The organism is Flammeovirga sp. EKP202 (assembly GCF_014534745.1).
Lineage (GTDB): Bacteria > Bacteroidota > Bacteroidia > Cytophagales > Flammeovirgaceae > Flammeovirga.
On record NZ_JACVVP010000017.1, the window covers coordinates 79,857 to 96,624 of the forward strand.

Annotated in this window: 13 protein-coding genes; 5 read left to right on the top strand and 8 right to left on the bottom strand. The window is 33.7% G+C overall.

What is annotated here, in order from left to right; translation table 11 throughout:
- Window positions 1–102 precede the first annotated feature (102 nt).
- Complete coding sequence (locus IC221_RS12375) at window positions 103–1,845, bottom strand: hypothetical protein (protein WP_188169268.1); 1,743 nt, start codon at window positions 1,843–1,845, stop codon at window positions 103–105.
- A 487-nt stretch (window positions 1,846–2,332) separates the two neighbouring features.
- On the opposite strand from IC221_RS12375, the gene IC221_RS12380 reads away from it, so the two are divergent.
- A complete protein-coding gene (locus IC221_RS12380) occupies window positions 2,333–3,487 on the top strand; it encodes an AraC family transcriptional regulator (RefSeq protein ID WP_188169269.1) in 1,155 nt (384 codons plus the stop codon).
- A gap of 29 nt (window positions 3,488–3,516) precedes the next feature.
- On the opposite strand, the gene scpB is transcribed toward IC221_RS12380, so the two are convergent.
- Both scpB and IC221_RS12390 read right to left on the bottom strand, forming a co-directional pair.
- Window positions 3,517–4,110, bottom strand: coding sequence for an SMC-Scp complex subunit ScpB (scpB, locus tag IC221_RS12385; protein WP_188169270.1), 594 nt, complete (start codon window positions 4,108–4,110; stop codon window positions 3,517–3,519).
- A 66-nt stretch (window positions 4,111–4,176) separates the two neighbouring features.
- Entirely contained in the window at window positions 4,177–4,554 is a 378-nt protein-coding gene (locus IC221_RS12390; RefSeq protein WP_044203968.1) for a TraR/DksA C4-type zinc finger protein, read from the bottom strand.
- A 163-nt stretch (window positions 4,555–4,717) separates the two neighbouring features.
- On the opposite strand from IC221_RS12390, the gene IC221_RS12395 reads away from it, so the two are divergent.
- From IC221_RS12395 to purU, 4 genes are all read left to right on the top strand, one after another.
- Window positions 4,718–5,590, top strand: coding sequence for a DUF4178 domain-containing protein (locus tag IC221_RS12395; RefSeq protein ID WP_188169271.1), 873 nt, complete (start codon window positions 4,718–4,720; stop codon window positions 5,588–5,590).
- Between the two features lie 130 nt (window positions 5,591–5,720).
- The gene (gene lptB, locus IC221_RS12400; RefSeq protein WP_188169272.1) at window positions 5,721–6,461 is read left to right on the top strand and encodes an LPS export ABC transporter ATP-binding protein; all 741 of its coding nucleotides are present in this window, start codon (window positions 5,721–5,723) and stop codon (window positions 6,459–6,461) included.
- 205 nt (window positions 6,462–6,666) lie between these two features.
- Complete coding sequence (locus tag IC221_RS12405; RefSeq protein ID WP_188169273.1) at window positions 6,667–8,178, top strand: GH3 auxin-responsive promoter family protein; 1,512 nt, start codon at window positions 6,667–6,669, stop codon at window positions 8,176–8,178.
- Window positions 8,179–8,184: 6 nt separating this feature from the next.
- Window positions 8,185–9,057: a formyltetrahydrofolate deformylase gene (gene purU / locus IC221_RS12410; RefSeq protein WP_188169274.1), complete on the top strand. Its 873-nt coding sequence runs from the start codon at window positions 8,185–8,187 to the stop codon at window positions 9,055–9,057.
- A 63-nt stretch (window positions 9,058–9,120) separates the two neighbouring features.
- Here the strand turns inward: purU and greA are convergent, their stop codons facing one another.
- The 5 genes from greA to IC221_RS12435 all read right to left on the bottom strand — a co-directional run bounded on the left by greA (window position 9,121) and on the right by IC221_RS12435 (window position 16,645).
- Window positions 9,121–9,591, bottom strand: a complete 471-nt coding sequence (gene greA, locus IC221_RS12415; protein WP_188169275.1) for a transcription elongation factor GreA — start codon at window positions 9,589–9,591, stop codon at window positions 9,121–9,123.
- 107 nt (window positions 9,592–9,698) lie between these two features.
- Complete coding sequence (locus IC221_RS12420; protein ID WP_188169276.1) at window positions 9,699–10,208, bottom strand: NADH-quinone oxidoreductase subunit J; 510 nt, start codon at window positions 10,206–10,208, stop codon at window positions 9,699–9,701.
- Entirely contained in the window at window positions 10,208–10,915 is a 708-nt protein-coding gene (locus IC221_RS12425) for a 4Fe-4S dicluster domain-containing protein (RefSeq protein ID WP_188169277.1), read from the bottom strand. The genes IC221_RS12420 and IC221_RS12425 overlap by 1 nt, the downstream gene beginning before the upstream one ends.
- Before the next feature lie 176 nt (window positions 10,916–11,091).
- On the bottom strand, window positions 11,092–12,276 hold the full coding sequence (locus IC221_RS12430; protein ID WP_188169278.1) for an efflux RND transporter periplasmic adaptor subunit: 1,185 nt from the start codon (window positions 12,274–12,276) through the stop codon (window positions 11,092–11,094).
- Window positions 12,277–12,286: 10 nt separating this feature from the next.
- Window positions 12,287–16,645 (bottom strand): CusA/CzcA family heavy metal efflux RND transporter, encoded by a 4,359-nt coding sequence (locus IC221_RS12435; RefSeq protein WP_188169279.1) that lies wholly within the window; start codon window positions 16,643–16,645, stop codon window positions 12,287–12,289.
- Between the last annotated feature and the right edge of the window lie 123 nt (window positions 16,646–16,768).

A 16,768-nucleotide genomic window follows, 5' to 3' on the forward strand; every position in this document is an offset into this window, starting at 1 on the left:
GTATGCTGTATTTAAAACGAATTGTGATTGAGGGCACCACATATAAATTGTTGTGATGCCCAGTTACAAAAGCAGTTATTGCTTTTATCAAGTAGTGTATTTTTAGTCACAAGAAGACAACAATTCTTCAATTGTAGCATTTTGATCTTCAACATCTTGATGCCATCCCCACTCGTTTATTGCTTGGATGTATACTCTGTAATTTGTATTACCTAATTCATCGTTCTTGATCTTTGTAAGAAGAGTTGATAAAGGACATAATGAAACATTAGTATTCTCAGGTAATTGTAATGAAAGGTAAGTATAGTCTTCATAACCAGGTTGTAATCTATCCAACACATTAAATGCATTAAAGTCAGTGACATCACCAATGTTTAGACGAAGACGTGTGGCAACCGTCATAGATGAAAAACCTTCAAACCTCACAACATCTGTTGAGAATAGTCCAAAACCACCATCATCAGCTGTTGGGTTTTGAATATCAATAGTGATGTCACCTCCTTGTAAAAGGTTTGAGAAACCATTAAACCAACTTGTTTTCTCGTAAATGTAAACCTTAGTGTTTTCAGATCTGAATTTAGAAACAGGAATACTTGCTTCAGTTATATTATTAAAAATGTCTAATACAGTTAAAGTACCATTGTTATTAAATGTAATATCAGACCCAATTAAAGATGTTATAGCATTAAATGACTCGATAGATGTCAATGCAGTGTTTCCTGAAATATTAATATCACCTTTAATTTCTGTAAGGCTTTGGAAGCTTGGGAAAGTTTCAAAACCATTAGTATTTGAAGTAGCGAATGTACCTACACCAGTATCAGGCTTATTGTCTATTATTACGATATCGCCATGAATTGTTTTTACATTGTCAACAACAAGATTTACAAGAGATTCGTTATAACTCAATTCTAAACCACCTAAGTGAGTACCAGCGATATTAATATCCGTGAAATTTGTTTTTTCAAGCTTCAAATTACCGCTAACATTACCAATGTCAAGAGTTCCGGTGCCACCATAAGCGACAGTAAGGTCTCCTTCAATATCTACATTCGATATTTCTACGTTAGATAAAGCACCGATATGCTTGTAACTTGGATCATCAGCCCAGTAACTATTAATCGATAACGATTTCATATAAGCTAATGTCTCAAAAGAAACTGTTTCCAAAAGAAGGTTGTTGTTGATTTCAACACTGCCAGAAACAAAGGCAAGCTTGTCAGCAACTAAAGAAGTTTGCTCAGAGTTGTCATTGTTAAACCATCCACCAGCTACAGTAAATAAGTTTTCAAAAACAACACTGCCTTTTGCTGACGATACGACTAAATCGCCCCCTACTGTTTCTAATGCAGGAAGTGTAATATCCATTAAATTAGATAAGTGGATGTTTCCGCCTGTTACTCTTAGATTAGCTAAAGCATTCAATTGTTCCTCTGTTGTAACTAATACATTACCTGTAACAATTGAAGCTCCTTGTGCAGTGTATTGAGCAAAGTTTTCAGAAGTTAATAAATCACCGTAATAAATAGAGCTACCACTTTCAGCTACTTCATCATGGATAGACTTCAAACTATCTGAGATGGTGCTGTATTGATCTGAAAGTTTAGAATTTTCAGCAATGAGACTTGCCATCATGTCATCCATCTCTTGAATTTTTTCAAGTAATGTATTCTGATGTTGCTCTTTTAATGAAGCTAGTTCTTTGTCTAAACTATCTAAGTTAGAGTTTAGATCTTCTACTTTACCGCTTAAGTCATCAATTTGACTTTGAATGCTGTCGTCTTGACAACTTACCATACAGCTAGAAAGTGCTAGTAATGATAGTACGAGTTTGTTGCGAAACATAATTTAAAAAGTTTAAATAAATAGAAAGGAGTTGTATCTCTCTTTAGTAATTTTTTGTAAATTTTCGTTAAAAATATGTTTCACCCTAATTTACAGTAGTCCAAGTTGTGTCACCGTTGTTATTGGCACAACTTCCATGAGTGGTACAGTTTCAATTCCACGAGTGGCACACCCTAAGTGGCTGTTAATTTGTTACTTAATAATATTTTATCTTCTATCCTTTAGTAAGGATGTTAGAAGAGGTAAATGGACTTCAAGTGACATAAAGGTAATTATTAGCTTATTCTAACATTCTAAATGATGTTTTTTAGTCAGACGATATTTACATTTGTATTTGGAGGTTTTCGACATTTACAAGTAGAAAATCATCCCATTCAATAAGGACTAAAACCATCTCATAGCTAGTGTGTAATCATTTTGTGTAACATTTTATCCAAACTTTGATTATGATTCACTAGGCCGTATAACTTACAAAATAATAGCATTCATGATCTTAGACAGTATTTTTCATTTATCACTACTAATTGGAGTAATATTATCTTTCTTACTTTCGATGTACATTTTTTTTGTTCCTCCAAAAAATCCTTCTAACACCACTTTGGGAAGTTTGATTTTGGTTTGGGCTACAACAGTGTTTGTCTATGTTTTCAAGTCAGATGAGTTTTTTCTTGAATATCCTCATCTATATTCTCTCATTGATCCCATAGTACTTCTCTTTTTTCCACTGATGTATTTCTATATCAGGTTTTATTTCACACCTGATTCAAAATGGAATTATAAGCTTTCATTTCACTTTCTCCCTGTATTCTTTTATTTCCTGGCATTTTCACCCTTTCTGATCTTACCATCACATGAGAAGGTTGAACATCTCACCAACGGATTACCAGAATGGTTTTTGCCCTACAGTTTATTTTTTGATTCTATCATCATTGTACAGGGCGTCATTTATTCTTTGAAGTCAGCAAAGATTCTCTATCAATTTCACGATACATCTAAAATCTCAGAAGACTTGAGGTGGTCTATCCGTTTCATGAAGTTTTTTATATTTAGTAATATCTTCCTTTGGGCTTTAGGTACGGCAGGCGTAGTACTTCAAATTCTAAAAGTACAGGTGACCATCAATTTTTTCCACTTCTTTTATTTCGGTTTAACCTGTTTAATGTTGACAATAGGTTTTTGTGCTTTTAAATGGCCAGAGCTTTTCTTACAACTAAATACAGTAATAGAGGAAGAAGCATCAATAAAAACCGTTACTATTGACGAGCCAGCTGAGGGAATTCAAGACTTAGAGGAAAATCAAAGACTAAACGAAGAAAGTCAACTTTTGTTAGATTTGATTGAAGAGAAAAAACCTTATTTGAAGAATGATTTGAAAATGCAGGAGTTGGCAGATATCACTGATTTTTCATACAAAAAGATTTCTCAACTATTGAATAATGAATTGAATACTTCATTTTATGAATTAATGAATGATTTTAGATTGAAAGAAGTATTGAAACTCATTGATGAAGGCAAGCATATTCAGTACAACTTACCGCACATCGGTGAACAGGCGGGTTTTAATTCTAAGACTACATTCAATAGAATATTTAAACAAAAAATAGGTCAAACACCTTCTGAATACATTAAAACACTAGGATAATAAGAGTAAGAGTTTTTGGGTGAAAAGATTTATGAATTTGAAGGTTCTTCTGTAGTAGGTTGAACGTCGTCAGGTCCATCTCCTAAATCCTCCTCAGAAAATTCTTTTGGTGATGGTAAATCTCTTAAAGTTGTGATACCAAAGTATTCTAAGAATTGATCAGTAGTTCCGTAAAGCATGGGTCTTCCAATTGCTTCAGACTTTCCTTTCATTTTTACCAATCCTCTATTGAGTAGCTTTTTCATTGCATAATCACTACCTACTCCACGGATTTTTTCAATTTCCCCTTTGGTAATTGGCTGTTTATAAGCAATGATTGATAAAGTCTCTAAGGCAGATCTTGACAAACGTTTTTTAGATCTATTTTTTAAGAAAGTATTAACTACATTACTGGTTTCTTTCTTGGTTAAGAAACTGTACCCTTCCCCACTTTTAATGACCTCAAAAGAATAATCTTTACGCTTATATTTTTTGATTAACTTTTCAATATTTTCAAGAATCATTTCTTTGGTGATTTCCTCTTCCTCGAAAGTTTCTTGAAGTGTATTTAAAATTTCGTCAACTGATACGGGTTCGTTAGAGACAAAAATTAGGGATTCAATTGCTATATCTATTCTTTCCATAAAAAAATATGACACTTGGTATCTGTCATCAACCAAGTGTCATTAAATTAATTAATACCTTGTAAATTAACTTCTTTTCAATTTAGCTTCAATCGAATGTTGTGTGTGCGGTACTGCACGTAAACGATCTTTAGAAATTAAGTTTCCAGTATCCACACATACACCGTAAGTACCATTTTTGATTCTTACTAACGCCTTTTCTAATTGGGTTCTGTATTTTACTGTTCTGGCAGCTAACTGATTTAACTGCTCTTTTTCAAAGGCATCTGCTCCATCTTCTAGAGTTTTCCCACCTGTGTGATTAGAATCTTGACCACTAGTATCTTTGGTAATAGAATGTTTTAAATGTTCAAGTTCCTTATTAGTTCTCTCTAGCTTCTTATTTAAAAGGATTTCAAACTCCTTTAAATCTTCCGCAGAATAGCGTAATTTTTCAACTGCCATATCTAAAAAACGGTTAAGGTAATATGATTTTACAAAGTTAATGAATATAAATCTAAAAAAATCGTACCATAAGAGTATTCGAGAAAAATAAACTTAAAAAATAGAATTAAACTCATTATTATTGTGTAAATATAAACTATTAATCTGAATTCAGACTTTTTTTATGAAAGAGAATATAGGAAAATATTTAGAAAATAATTTTTGGCCTAAATTATCAAAAGAGAAATTAACCACTGAGAAAAAAAAATACGAACTAGCATTACCTGCTCAAAAAAAAGTAACATTCTTCAAAAAAATAGAGGAAGAGTTTTACAAATTTGATGTAGTAAGAAAAGGGATTGTTGCTGCAAATGTACTTGCTTTCATGTATGATTCAGATGTCTCTTTCGCTTTATTTGCAGGATCAGCGATTTATCTTTTCAATCAAGCCAAGAAAATTAAAAATACTCCAGAGAAGGTTTTCAATCTTATCTCTGGCCATCAGATACATACAAATAATCCTACAAAAGCTTTCCAAAAAAGGTCTTTCAATTATGATCCCACTTCAATTGGTATTAATGATATACAACTAGGTTATTTGTTGGACTATGATCTAAAAACATATCAAGTTGTAGAGCACTATCAGTTGAATGCCAATAACAATGCAGAAGAAGAAAAAATTGTATTATTGTCAGGTATCAATGAGCTAGTTGTTTTTAAATATTTCGATCAAGTCAATCTGAAAATTAGAGTGACAGAAAAGGTCAATATCTATAGTATTGATGAAAGTTTAGATACTGAAATCTTATTAAAACAACAGCCAAAATCTATTCTTACCGTTAATGGCAAGAAGTTCTATCGAGATACCAACTATGCAGGTTCTTTTTATTCATTTACCGAAAATAAAGTAACACATAAGTATGCTCGATGGGATTATTATGATGAAAGCCGTGTAGAATATATGGCAATTGAGCAGATCGGGGCTAAAAATTTCCATGCTTATATTGGTAAATTAGTGCACGAAACAGCCTTTTCTGATATTTTACCCAAGAAATGACTGTTAAAAAAAGTTAGCTAACTTTAAGGTTAGTCAACCACCAAAAAATTATATTATTTTTGAGGGAAAATTTGAGCAATACCTATTATATTTCCTCAAATAAAAATTTAGAAGATATTATTTTTATATAATGATACTAAAAGCAGATAATCTTATTAAGCAGTACGGTAAGCGTACAGTAGTTAATGATGTTTCTATTCAAGTAGAGCAGGGAGAAATTGTTGGTTTGTTAGGACCAAACGGTGCTGGTAAAACTACATGTTTCTATATGATTGTTGGGTTGATTAAGCCAAACAATGGAGAGATTCATCTTGAAACAGAAAATATCACGACACTTCCAATGTTTAGACGTGCTCAGAAAGGCGTTGGTTACTTAGCTCAAGAGCCATCGGTTTTTAGAGGATTGACTGTTGAAGAAAATATTATGTTGCCTTTAGAAATGGAGAAAATTTCTAAAGAAGAGAAAAAACAAAGAGTAGAAAACCTATTAAATGAATTTTCTCTTACACATGTTCGTGATAACTTAGGTATGTCTCTTTCAGGTGGTGAAAGAAGAAGAACAGAGATTGCACGTACATTGGCAACAAACCCAAGTTTTGTACTTCTTGATGAACCTTTTGCTGGTGTTGACCCTATCGCCGTAGAAGAAATTCAAAGAATTGTTTACAACTTGAAAAAGAAAAATATTGGTATTCTTATTACTGACCACAACGTAACGGAGACTTTATCAATTACTGATAGAGTTTATATCTTACAAAGTGGTGTTGTATTTAGAGACGGTACTCCTGATCAGCTTATCAATGACCCTGAGGTTAGAAAAGCTTACTTTGGTGAATACGCTGAATACAAAAAGAAAGATTTTTCTGAGTAAGAAAGCCATAAATCATGATAAGGACGCTCAGTTGGGTGTCCTTTTTTTGATACCCAAAATTTTAATATTACTTTAGTAGTTAGCTTGAAACTAACAAGATGGACAAACATCAACAGTAGTAACTCATTTTTTAAATACCTGTGATATGTTGGGTTGCTATGGTATAGGTTAGTTTCTTTAATGATCTAGAACTATCTTTTATTATATGGAAATACTTACTTCTGCTATTAGCTGGATTTCAAAGAGAAGAATGCATCAGATTGAGCATTTTATGATGCATCCTATAGAAGTGCAAGATCACCTATTTAATGATTTGGTATCGAGTGCTTCCAAAACAGAATGGGGTAAGAAATATGGCTATAGTTCCATTAAGAATATTAATACTTTTGACGAAAGGGTTCCAATTTCAACCTATGAAGATTTGAACCCCTATATTGAAAGAATGATTCGTGGAGAACAAAACATCTTATGGCCTACTAAGATTACTGATTTTTCTAAATCATCAGGAACTACAAATGCTAGGAGCAAGTTTATTCCAGTTTCAAAAGAAGCACTAGAAGACTGTCATTATAAAGCAGGAAAAGATTTGGTGACAATATACCTCAATAACCATCCGAACTCTAAAGTAATGTTTGGAAAAAGTTTGGGAATTGGAGGTAGTATTCAGAAAAATCACCATTATAATGATAGTTTATTGGGCGACGTTTCTGCTATTATCATGAAGAACCTCCCCTTTTGGGCTGAATTTATGAGAGCTCCTAACTTGGAGGTAGCATTGATGGATGAATGGGAATCCAAGATTCAAAGGATTGCAGAAACAACAATAGAAAAAAATATTACAAGTATTGCCGGGGTTCCTACTTGGACATTGGTTTTATTTGAAAAAATATTAGAACAAACAGGCAAATCTTACTTGTCAGAAGTTTGGCCTAACTTAGAGGTGTTTTTCCACGGAGCAGTAGCTTTTGGACCTTACAGGGAAACATTTAAAAAGCTGATTGGCAGAGATGATATGCAATTCATGGATGTCTATAATGCTTCTGAAGGTTTCTTTGGTATTCAGGATACCACTAACGACGATGAACTTTTATTACTTTTGGATTATGGTGTATTTTATGAATTTATACCTATGTCTGAGTTTGATAAAGAAAACCCGAAAGTAATACAGTTGGCAGATGTTGAAATTGGGAAAAACTACGCCATTGTCATTACTACAAACGCAGGTTTGTGGAGATATTTGATTGGAGATACCGTTCGATTTACATCAAAATATCCTTATCGAATAAAAATATCTGGTCGTACTAAACATTTCATTAATGCTTTTGGAGAAGAAGTAGTGATAGAAAATGCAGAGGAAGCCATAAAAGCAGCATGTAAAGCAACCCAAGCTGAGGTTAGGAACTTTACAGCTGCGCCAGTTTATCTACAGGAAGGACAGAAAGGTGGTCACGAGTGGGCCATCGAATTTAAACATACCCCTAATGATCAGCAATTGTTTATTGAAACACTTGATAAAAAATTAAGAGAGGTCAATTCAGATTATGATGCAAAGCGTTATAAAGACATTGCTTTAATTGCACCAAAAATTCATTTTCTGGAACCTAAATCTTTCTATAATTGGATGAAATCAAGAGGCAAGTTAGGGGGACAAAATAAAGTACCGAGATTGGCTAATCATAGAGAATATTTAGACTCTTTATTAGCTTCATTAAAATAACTAAACATGAAACAACAAACACAACCGAAGACGGCCATCTTATTGATGCATTGTCCGGATCAAAAGGGAATTATATCATATACAACTCAATTTATTCACGAAAACCAAGGCAATATCATTTACCTTGATCAGTATGTAGATCGTGAAGTGGGACGATTTTTTATGAGAGTTGAATTTGAAATTGATTCTTTTTTAATTCCAGAAGATAAAATTAGAGATTATATAGAGACACTTTTAGCAAAGAAGTTTGATATGACTTTGAAACTTTATTTCAGTGATCAAAAGCCTCGTATGGCACTCTTTGTCACAAAAATGTCTCACTGTTTATATGATATTTTATCAAGAACAGATTCAGGTGAGTTACAAGCTGAAATTCCGATGATTATTAGTAATCATGAGCACTTGAAAAAAGTAGCGGATAAGTTTAAGATTCCTTTTTTCCATTTTGCAATGAATAAGGAAAATAAAAAGGAACAAGAAGCTGCTCAGTTAAAATTAATGAAAGAACATAACATTGATTTTGTTGTTTTAGCGAGATATATGCAAATTCTTTCCCCAGAATTTATTAAGAGTTATCCTGATAAAATCATCAATATACATCACTCTTTCTTACCAGCATTTGTAGGGGCAAAACCTTATCACGCAGCACATGAAAGAGGTGTGAAAATTATTGGAGCTACTTCTCACTACGTAACTTCAGATTTGGATGCAGGTCCAATCATTGAGCAAGATGTGGCGAAAGTAAGTCATAAAGATACCGTGAAAGAGTTGATCCGTAAGGGTAAAGATTTAGAAAAAATTGTTTTATCGAGAGCACTTTATCAGCATGTCAATAGAAAGCTGATGACCTATAAAAATAAGACAATCATATTTGATTAGTAAAAAATAAAGGGTGATACATTCATTTGTATCACCCTTTATTTTTATGCTTTGAATCGGAGATTATAGAGAAATATCTAAGATCTCGAATTTCATTAATCCTCTTGGAGTTTTTACTTCTGCAACCTCTCCTACTTTTTTACCCACTAAACCTTGAGCAATTGGGGAATCAATAGAAATTTTATTTTCTCTAACGTTAGCTTCTTTAGCTGATACTAATGTATATGACATCTCTGCTCCTGTTGGAGCTTTAATCTTAACAGTACAAAGGATACCAACTTTTGAGTTATCTAATTTTGATTCATCTATTACTCTTGCATTTGCAATTAAATTGGCTAAGTTGGCAATCTTTGCTTCTAAATGACCCTGCGCATCTTTCGCTGCATCATATTCAGCATTTTCACTTAAATCTCCTTTATCTGTTGCTTCAGCAATCTGACGAGCAATATCAGCTCTCCCTTTCGTTTTAAGCTCAGTTAATTCGTCCGATAACTTTTGAAGGCCCTCCGCTGTATAATAAGTAACTTGTGCCATAAGTTTTTTATTTATCTATAAATGAAAAACGATCCAAATAAATTAGATCGAATTATAATCGTGTAAGAAAACAAATATATGCCTTCTTCTATTATTTAGAAAGAATTTTATTGATTATCTAATGATTTATCTGCTTTACCAGCTACGAAAACAGCACCAATTAATACAACCAATAAAAGTATTGCCGTTAGTTCAAATGCAAAGATCTGATCGGTCATAAAACTGACACCTAAATTAGAAGTAATACCTTCATTATTGACAGTGTAATCTCTATCTAAGTCCTCTTCTAAAATTCCGAAAGCCAGAATTCCAAACAAGATGGCACCAAATGAAAAGCCAATTAACGTCCTTTTCGAACCACTATCCATTTCATGGTCAATAGAGTTTTTAGTATACATCACCCCAAATAATAAAAGGACTAATACACCTCCAATATAAACCATAACTTGAGTAATAGCGATAAAGTCAGCACCTGAAAGTACAAATAAACCGGCTACACTTAATAATGAAAAAAGTAAGTAAGCGGCATTATGGATAACGTTCTTTGTGAAAAATAACGCAAAGGATGATAATGCTATTACCCCTATAAAAAAATAAAATACTATTAGTTCAATCATTATTTCTTTTTGATCACTTTAGGTCTGAACTTTGGTTTTGGAGCTGATTTTTTTACTGGCTCTTCCACTTTTTCTTCCGTTTTAACAGTTGTAGCTTTGGCTTCTGTTGTAGCACCCAACTTTGCAGCTTTCTTTTTCTCTTGTTCTAAATCGTAAAGTCTGTTTTTCTCCTTCACTTCTTCAGGTGACATGTTTGCAAAGCCGTAAGTCAAACTTCTCATATCCAACTCACTGTAGTCATACGATTTCGTCATCGTCAGACATTCAGTGGGACAGACATAAGTACATAAACCACAGAAAAGACATTTTGCCATATCGATATCGAATTTGGCGGCATAAATTCTTTTGGGTGTACCATCAGAAGTTTCACCAATCACATCAGTGGATTTGATGGGTTCTATATCAATACAATCTACAGGACAGATTTTTGCACATTTATCACAAACAATACAGTCATCTATCTCAAGATCTAATTTATATCTACCATTATCAGGAACGGGCAATACCTCTTCAGGGTATTTTAAAGTTACAATTGCATTTTGTTTCTCAAAATAATTATCATCACTCGTTCCTAAGGGATCTCTTCTCTCATTTTTTAAAGCATCTTTAAAGTGATCTATTGTAATCTTTAGACCATGTTTGGATGTTTTGAATGCTTCTTTAATATTTCCGAAGTATGAATTATTTGCTCCTATTTTTTTACTCATTCGCAAATCTTTATAATAATTATTGTAAAGTTAATAATTTATTGGAGTAAAGTAACCGTTTAAGGGGAAATTATGTTTTAGTGATGAGTTGATAGGTTGGTGATGAAGATGAAAGTTTTTAAAAAACGCACCCAAAGAAAAAAATCCTCAGATGCGTTGTGGGTAGAATTAAAATATTAATGATGATGTTCGGCTTCTGCCTTTTTCATCTCAGCCATCAAATAATAAGCATTATTTAAAGCCACTTTTTGATGCTTATCTATTTCTTCTAAGAAGTTTATTTGAACAAAACCATTATCTTTTTCTCCAATGATGACTTTATGAGGTTGGAATGAATACTCGTTATTTTTCATCTCTGCTGTAAAGAAATACATACTATCTCCTTCTCTCACTAGAGCATCTTCTGGCAATGCAGAAGTGTAATCATTTTCGATCATTATTTTTCCTTTACAATACGTACCAGGAATCAAGCTCTCTTTTTCACCTTTAATATCTGCATGAAGGTGAATCGCTTTTGGCCCTTGTTCAAAGGATTTCCCCACATTAAAAATGCTCGCTTTCATCTCTTGATTAGGATTCGCTTCTGTTCTAAATACAACTTTTTGACCTACTTCAATTTTAGAGATATCCTTTTCAAAAACCATTAAGTCGACATGAATATCATCCAAGTTGATTACTTCAAACATTTCTGTCTGAGGATCTACATATTGTCCTGTTTTCACTTCTACCAATTTGATATAACCACTCATTGGACTCACTACGGGAATATTCTCGAAAATATGTCCTTCTTTGATCTTATTTATATTCAGATGAAGCATTTTGAGTTGTGCTTCCAACCCTTTCACTTCACCTTTGGTGGAGTAATAAATTGAAGTTGCTTTTTGGTACTCTTTTCCAGAACCTACCTTTTCATCGTATAGCTTTTTCTGTCTATTAAATTCATCTTCTAAAAAGCGAAGCTCATTTAATTTAGTGACATAATCGGTTTGTATCTTAATAAGGTTTGGATGCTTCAAATAAGCTAAAACCTGTCCTTTTCTAATTTTTTCTCCTTCAATTACATTGATCTTCTTAATATTAGCTCCAATTACAGCCGTGATAGATGCTTGATTTTGAGGCGGTACTTCAAGTGTGCCATTTGTTAGTACATACTCTCCGATATTCATAGTAGGTATTTCTCCCACTTTCATGGCTAAACTTTTGAATTGGAGTGAAGAAAGATGTACTTCATCAGAATGTTCCTTATGCCCTTCTTCATGCTGGTGTTCGTCTTCTGTATGATGATGATTTGCTGAAGTTTGACAGCTTTCAAGAAGAACACCTAGTAATAAGAATCCTAATATATATTTATACTTTTTCATTGTATTTCTTTTATTGTCCAGTGATGTATTCTATTTCAATCATGGTTTGATTGAAAGTGTTGAGGGTTTGTAAATAGTTATATTTCATTTCCAGACTTTGATTGATATTTTGGAAATACTCAATATAATTAATGGCACCATGCTCAAAGCTTTTCTGAGCATTTTCTATGATTCGATCAACTTGTGGAAGAGCCTTTGTTTCATAATAATTAAGGCTTCCATTTAACTTGTTGATTTCCTGTTCAAGCCTGATTTGCTCACCTTCTAATTGAATTTTAAATTGTTGAGATTGAACAACAGCATTCTGAGCTTTCAGTTTTGAAGCATCAATTTTAGCCTTATTTGAACCATAGAAAATAGGAATTGCTAAACCTACTGAGATACCTTGAAAACGGTTGGAGGAATTAGCAAATCCTCCATCTGCAGATAAAGGAACACCGTTCATGGAGTTGTTAAAATAACCAAGATTGATCTCAGGCAGTATCTCGGCTGAAGCAACTTTCTTTTCCGCTTCTGCTACCCCAACTTGTTGATTGATAAAAGCTAGAGTGGGATTACTTTCAATATCACGAGTGTTAATTCCACCTTTTTTCTCTAGCTTTTGAGGCTTGAACTTAAGTCCTATAGTATCTTGCAATAACACTCTCAGAGTATTTTTCTGAATGTTGATTTCGGACTGTAACAAAAACAACTTATTTTCAATATCCATTACTTGAGTTTCTGCTGATGCTTTTTCTAAAAAATTAGTAGCTTCCGTTTCAAACCTTATGTTTGATGCATGTAGAAACCTTTTATAAAGGCTGTCCTGAAATTGTATCAATTCCATTTCTTCATTCAGATAGCATAGTTGATACCAGGCTTTTTTAATTTCCCTTTTGATTTGATTTTCGGTCATTTTAAGCTTCAACTGACTTCCAATAAGATTTTCTTTCGCTAAATCCTTTCTTTTGGAGTAAACCGTCGGAAATTCTATATTCTGAGAAACTTCAAAACCCAAATCATTTCGGAAGGAGTTATATTGACCGTATGTAGAATTAATTTGAGTTTTCTGAATGTTTAATGCTTCTTTCTTACCCAACTCCGCAATTTCAATTTCAGTATTGGCAATTTTCATATTACCGTTTTGTTGCAAACCAATTGAAATCGCTTGATCTATTGAATTAATCACTTGACGTTGAGTTTGTGCCACACTCTCATTGTTTAATGAAAAAAGTATCAATCCGACAAAAATGGCAATAACAGGCTTGGGATTTACTTTTACTATCTCAGACTTTTCAATCATTGAATACAGGACAGGTAATACGATCAAGGTTAAGAAAGTTGAAGTAATCATCCCTCCAATTACCACTGTAGCCAAAGGTTGTTGTACTTCTGCTCCTGCTGATGAGGAAATCGCCATTGGAAGAAAGCCTAAAATATCGGTTAACGCCGTTAATAAAATAGGACGAATTCTTCTCTTAGCTCCAATTCTTATGCGATCTTTAAGATTATCGACTCCTTCGTGTTTTAGTTCATTCCAGCCTTCAATTAAAACCAAACCATTGAGAACTGCTACTCCAAATAACACAACAAAACCAACTCCCGCTGAAATACTAAAGGGCATTCCTCTTAACCAAAGGGAGATGATACCACCAATCGTTGCAAATGGTATTGCCATAGCAATCATTAATGTTTCTTTTAAAGATTTAAGTGCTAAAAAGAGTAATAAGAAAATAGATAAAAGAGCAATTGGAACTACAATTTTCAGTTTTTTTGATGCTCTCTCTAAATTCTCAAACTGGCCTCCATAGCGAATAAAATAACCTGCAGGTAAATCAAGTTCTTGGTTTAATTTGTCTTTAATATCATTGACCACTGATTCTATATCACGTCCTCTGACCATCAGACCAACATAAGTTCTACGTTGCGTATTATCTCTACTGATTTGCATTGGGCCGGTTTCATACACAACATCTGCAATTTGTTGAAGAGGAATTTGATGACCATTAGGTAAATTGACATAGAGACTTTTCAGATCATCAATATCATTTCTTTTACTTTTTTCCAACCTTACAACTAAGTCAAATCTTTTTTCACCTTCGAAAATGACACCTGCTGACTTCCCTGTAAATGAAGTTTGTACTAGGTCATTCAATTCATTGATGTTTAAACCATATTGAGCTAATTTGTTTCTGTCGTAATGCACAACAATTTGTGGCAACCCTGCAGTTGCTTCGACTCTTTTATCAGCAATACCTTCCACATCCCCAATCAGAGCACTAATTTCTTCTGCTTTTTCCGCCAAAACAGTTAAATCTTCCCCATACAATTTGATAGCTATATCTTCTCTGACTCCTGAAATTAGTTCATTAAAACGCATTTCAATGGGCTGGGTAAACTCGAAGTTTATGCCAGGGACTGTAGATACTTTTTCTTTAATTTTATCAATAAGTTCTTCTTTTGTAGAAGCAGAAGTCCATTCACTTTTAGGCTTTAAAATCACCAAACAATCTGCAACATCCATAGGCATGGGGTCGGTTGGGACATCAGCAACACCGATTCTACTCATTACTTGTTCAATCTCAGGGAAATTGGACTTCATGATATTCTCTATTTTTGTTGTTGCCTTAATGGTCTCTTCCAAAGAGGTACCAGGTTTCATGATCACATGATAGGCAATATCTCCTTCATCCAATTGCGTCATAAATTCCCCACCGAGTGTAGAAAAAATATAAAGTGAGGCCATCAAAACTATAAAACACGCCAAGATAATCATCTTCCCTTTTGCTAGAGATTGTAGAAGGATTGGCTCATAAGTATTTTCAATAGCTTGAATGATTTTACCCCCAAACGAAGGTTTATTCTTGCTTTTCACATTTATGAAAAGAGAGGAAATCATTGGTACATATGTCAAACATAGAATCATTACACCAATCATGGCAAACATAAAAGTGAGTGCCATTGGTATAAACATCTTACCTTCCACTCCTTCGAGGGTTAGTATTGGAGCAAAAACGATAAGGATAATTAACTGTCCAAAGAAAGCAGAATTCATCATTTTCGTTGAGGCTTCTTTACTCACTTCGTCTTTCTGTTGTTGAGATAAACCAATGTTAGAAACAACCTTTTTTTGCATCATAAATACCGTTGCCTCCACAATAATCACGGCTCCATCTACAATGATTCCAAAATCAATAGCACCAAGACTCATTAGATTGGCCCATACATCAAATTGATACATCATCATAAATGCAAAAAGCAAGGATAATGGAATTGTTGAGGCAACGACTAAACCTCCTCTCCAATTACCGAGTAACAATACTAAAATGAAGATCACGATAAGTGCACCTTCCACTAAATTATTCGAAACAGTGGATGTTGTATTTTCGATGAGTTTATTTCTTGCCAGGAACTCCTTGATGCGAACGCCCTCTGGCAATGATTCTTGAATTAATTCTACCCTTTCTTTTACAGCGGTGATGACTTGATCAGAATTGGCTCCTTTCAACATCAAAATCATTCCTCCTACAGCTTCTCCTTGTCCTTCCTTTGTCAAGGCTCCATATCGAACAGCATGTCCAAACTGTACCTTTGCAATATCACCAATACGAACGGGTATATTTCCTTCCTTCTTGACCAAAATATTTCTGATGTCGTCCAATGATCGTATTAAACCTTCACCTTTAATGTAATTGGCTTTATAATCCTTTTGAATGTAGGATGCTCCTGAATTTTGATTGTTTTGATTGAGGGCAGTGTAAATGTCTTGAATTGTGATTCCCATTGAATTCAAAACATCTGGTTCCACGGCTACTTCATACTGTTTAATGTATCCTCCAAAGGCATTGACTTCTACCACACCGGGTACCATTGCCATTTGCCTTCTAATTATCCAATCTTGAATGGATCTTAGATCAGTAAGAGAATAATGATCTTTAAAGGTCGGGTCTACTTCAAGTGTATATTGATAAATCTCGCCCAGACCTGTACTGATGGGACCGATAAAAGGTTCTCCAAATCCTTTTGGAATACTCTCCTTGACCTCATTTAACTTCTCCATCACTAGCTGACGAGGTAAATAGGTACCTACCTCATCATTAAAAACAATTGTCACTAAGGATAAACCCGAACGGCTTACGGAACGAATTTCTTCTACATCCGGTAGGTTGGACATCGCCAACTCAACAGGATAGGTAATAAACTGTTCCACTTCTTCAGTACCCAAACTTGGAGCTTGAGTGATGACCTGTACTTGATTGTTTGTGATATCCGGAACAGCATCGACAGGTACTTTAGTCAATGACCATATACCACCACATATCCATGCAATGATAAAAACACCAATGACTAATTTATTTTTTATTGAAAATGATATGATATGACTTATCATCTTTCTTCTGTATTATTGATTGTATATAGAATTCCCATTTAGGTAAAAATATAGTATTTCAACCTGTGAGATAAAAAAATGGATATAGCAATTAAGGCTAGTCTTTTCAGAGAAGCTTTAAAA

Excerpts from the sequence above, each read along its gene's own strand:
- IC221_RS12375 (WP_188169268.1), bottom strand. The coding sequence starts at position 1,845 with ATGTTTCGCAACAAACTCGTACTATCATTACTAGCACTTTCTAGCTGT.
- IC221_RS12380 (WP_188169269.1), top strand. The coding sequence starts at position 2,333 with ATGATCTTAGACAGTATTTTTCATTTATCACTACTAATTGGAGTAATA.
- scpB (WP_188169270.1), bottom strand. The coding sequence starts at position 4,110 with ATGGAAAGAATAGATATAGCAATTGAATCCCTAATTTTTGTCTCTAAC.
- IC221_RS12390 (WP_044203968.1), bottom strand. The coding sequence starts at position 4,554 with ATGGCAGTTGAAAAATTACGCTATTCTGCGGAAGATTTAAAGGAGTTT.
- IC221_RS12395 (WP_188169271.1), top strand. The coding sequence starts at position 4,718 with ATGAAAGAGAATATAGGAAAATATTTAGAAAATAATTTTTGGCCTAAA.
- lptB (WP_188169272.1), top strand. The coding sequence starts at position 5,721 with ATGATACTAAAAGCAGATAATCTTATTAAGCAGTACGGTAAGCGTACA.
- IC221_RS12405 (WP_188169273.1), top strand. The coding sequence starts at position 6,667 with ATGGAAATACTTACTTCTGCTATTAGCTGGATTTCAAAGAGAAGAATG.
- purU (WP_188169274.1), top strand. The coding sequence starts at position 8,185 with ATGAAACAACAAACACAACCGAAGACGGCCATCTTATTGATGCATTGT.
- greA (WP_188169275.1), bottom strand. The coding sequence starts at position 9,591 with ATGGCACAAGTTACTTATTATACAGCGGAGGGCCTTCAAAAGTTATCG.
- IC221_RS12420 (WP_188169276.1), bottom strand. The coding sequence starts at position 10,208 with ATGATTGAACTAATAGTATTTTATTTTTTTATAGGGGTAATAGCATTA.
- IC221_RS12425 (WP_188169277.1), bottom strand. The coding sequence starts at position 10,915 with ATGAGTAAAAAAATAGGAGCAAATAATTCATACTTCGGAAATATTAAA.
- IC221_RS12430 (WP_188169278.1), bottom strand. The coding sequence starts at position 12,276 with ATGAAAAAGTATAAATATATATTAGGATTCTTATTACTAGGTGTTCTT.
- IC221_RS12435 (WP_188169279.1), bottom strand. The coding sequence starts at position 16,645 with ATGATAAGTCATATCATATCATTTTCAATAAAAAATAAATTAGTCATT.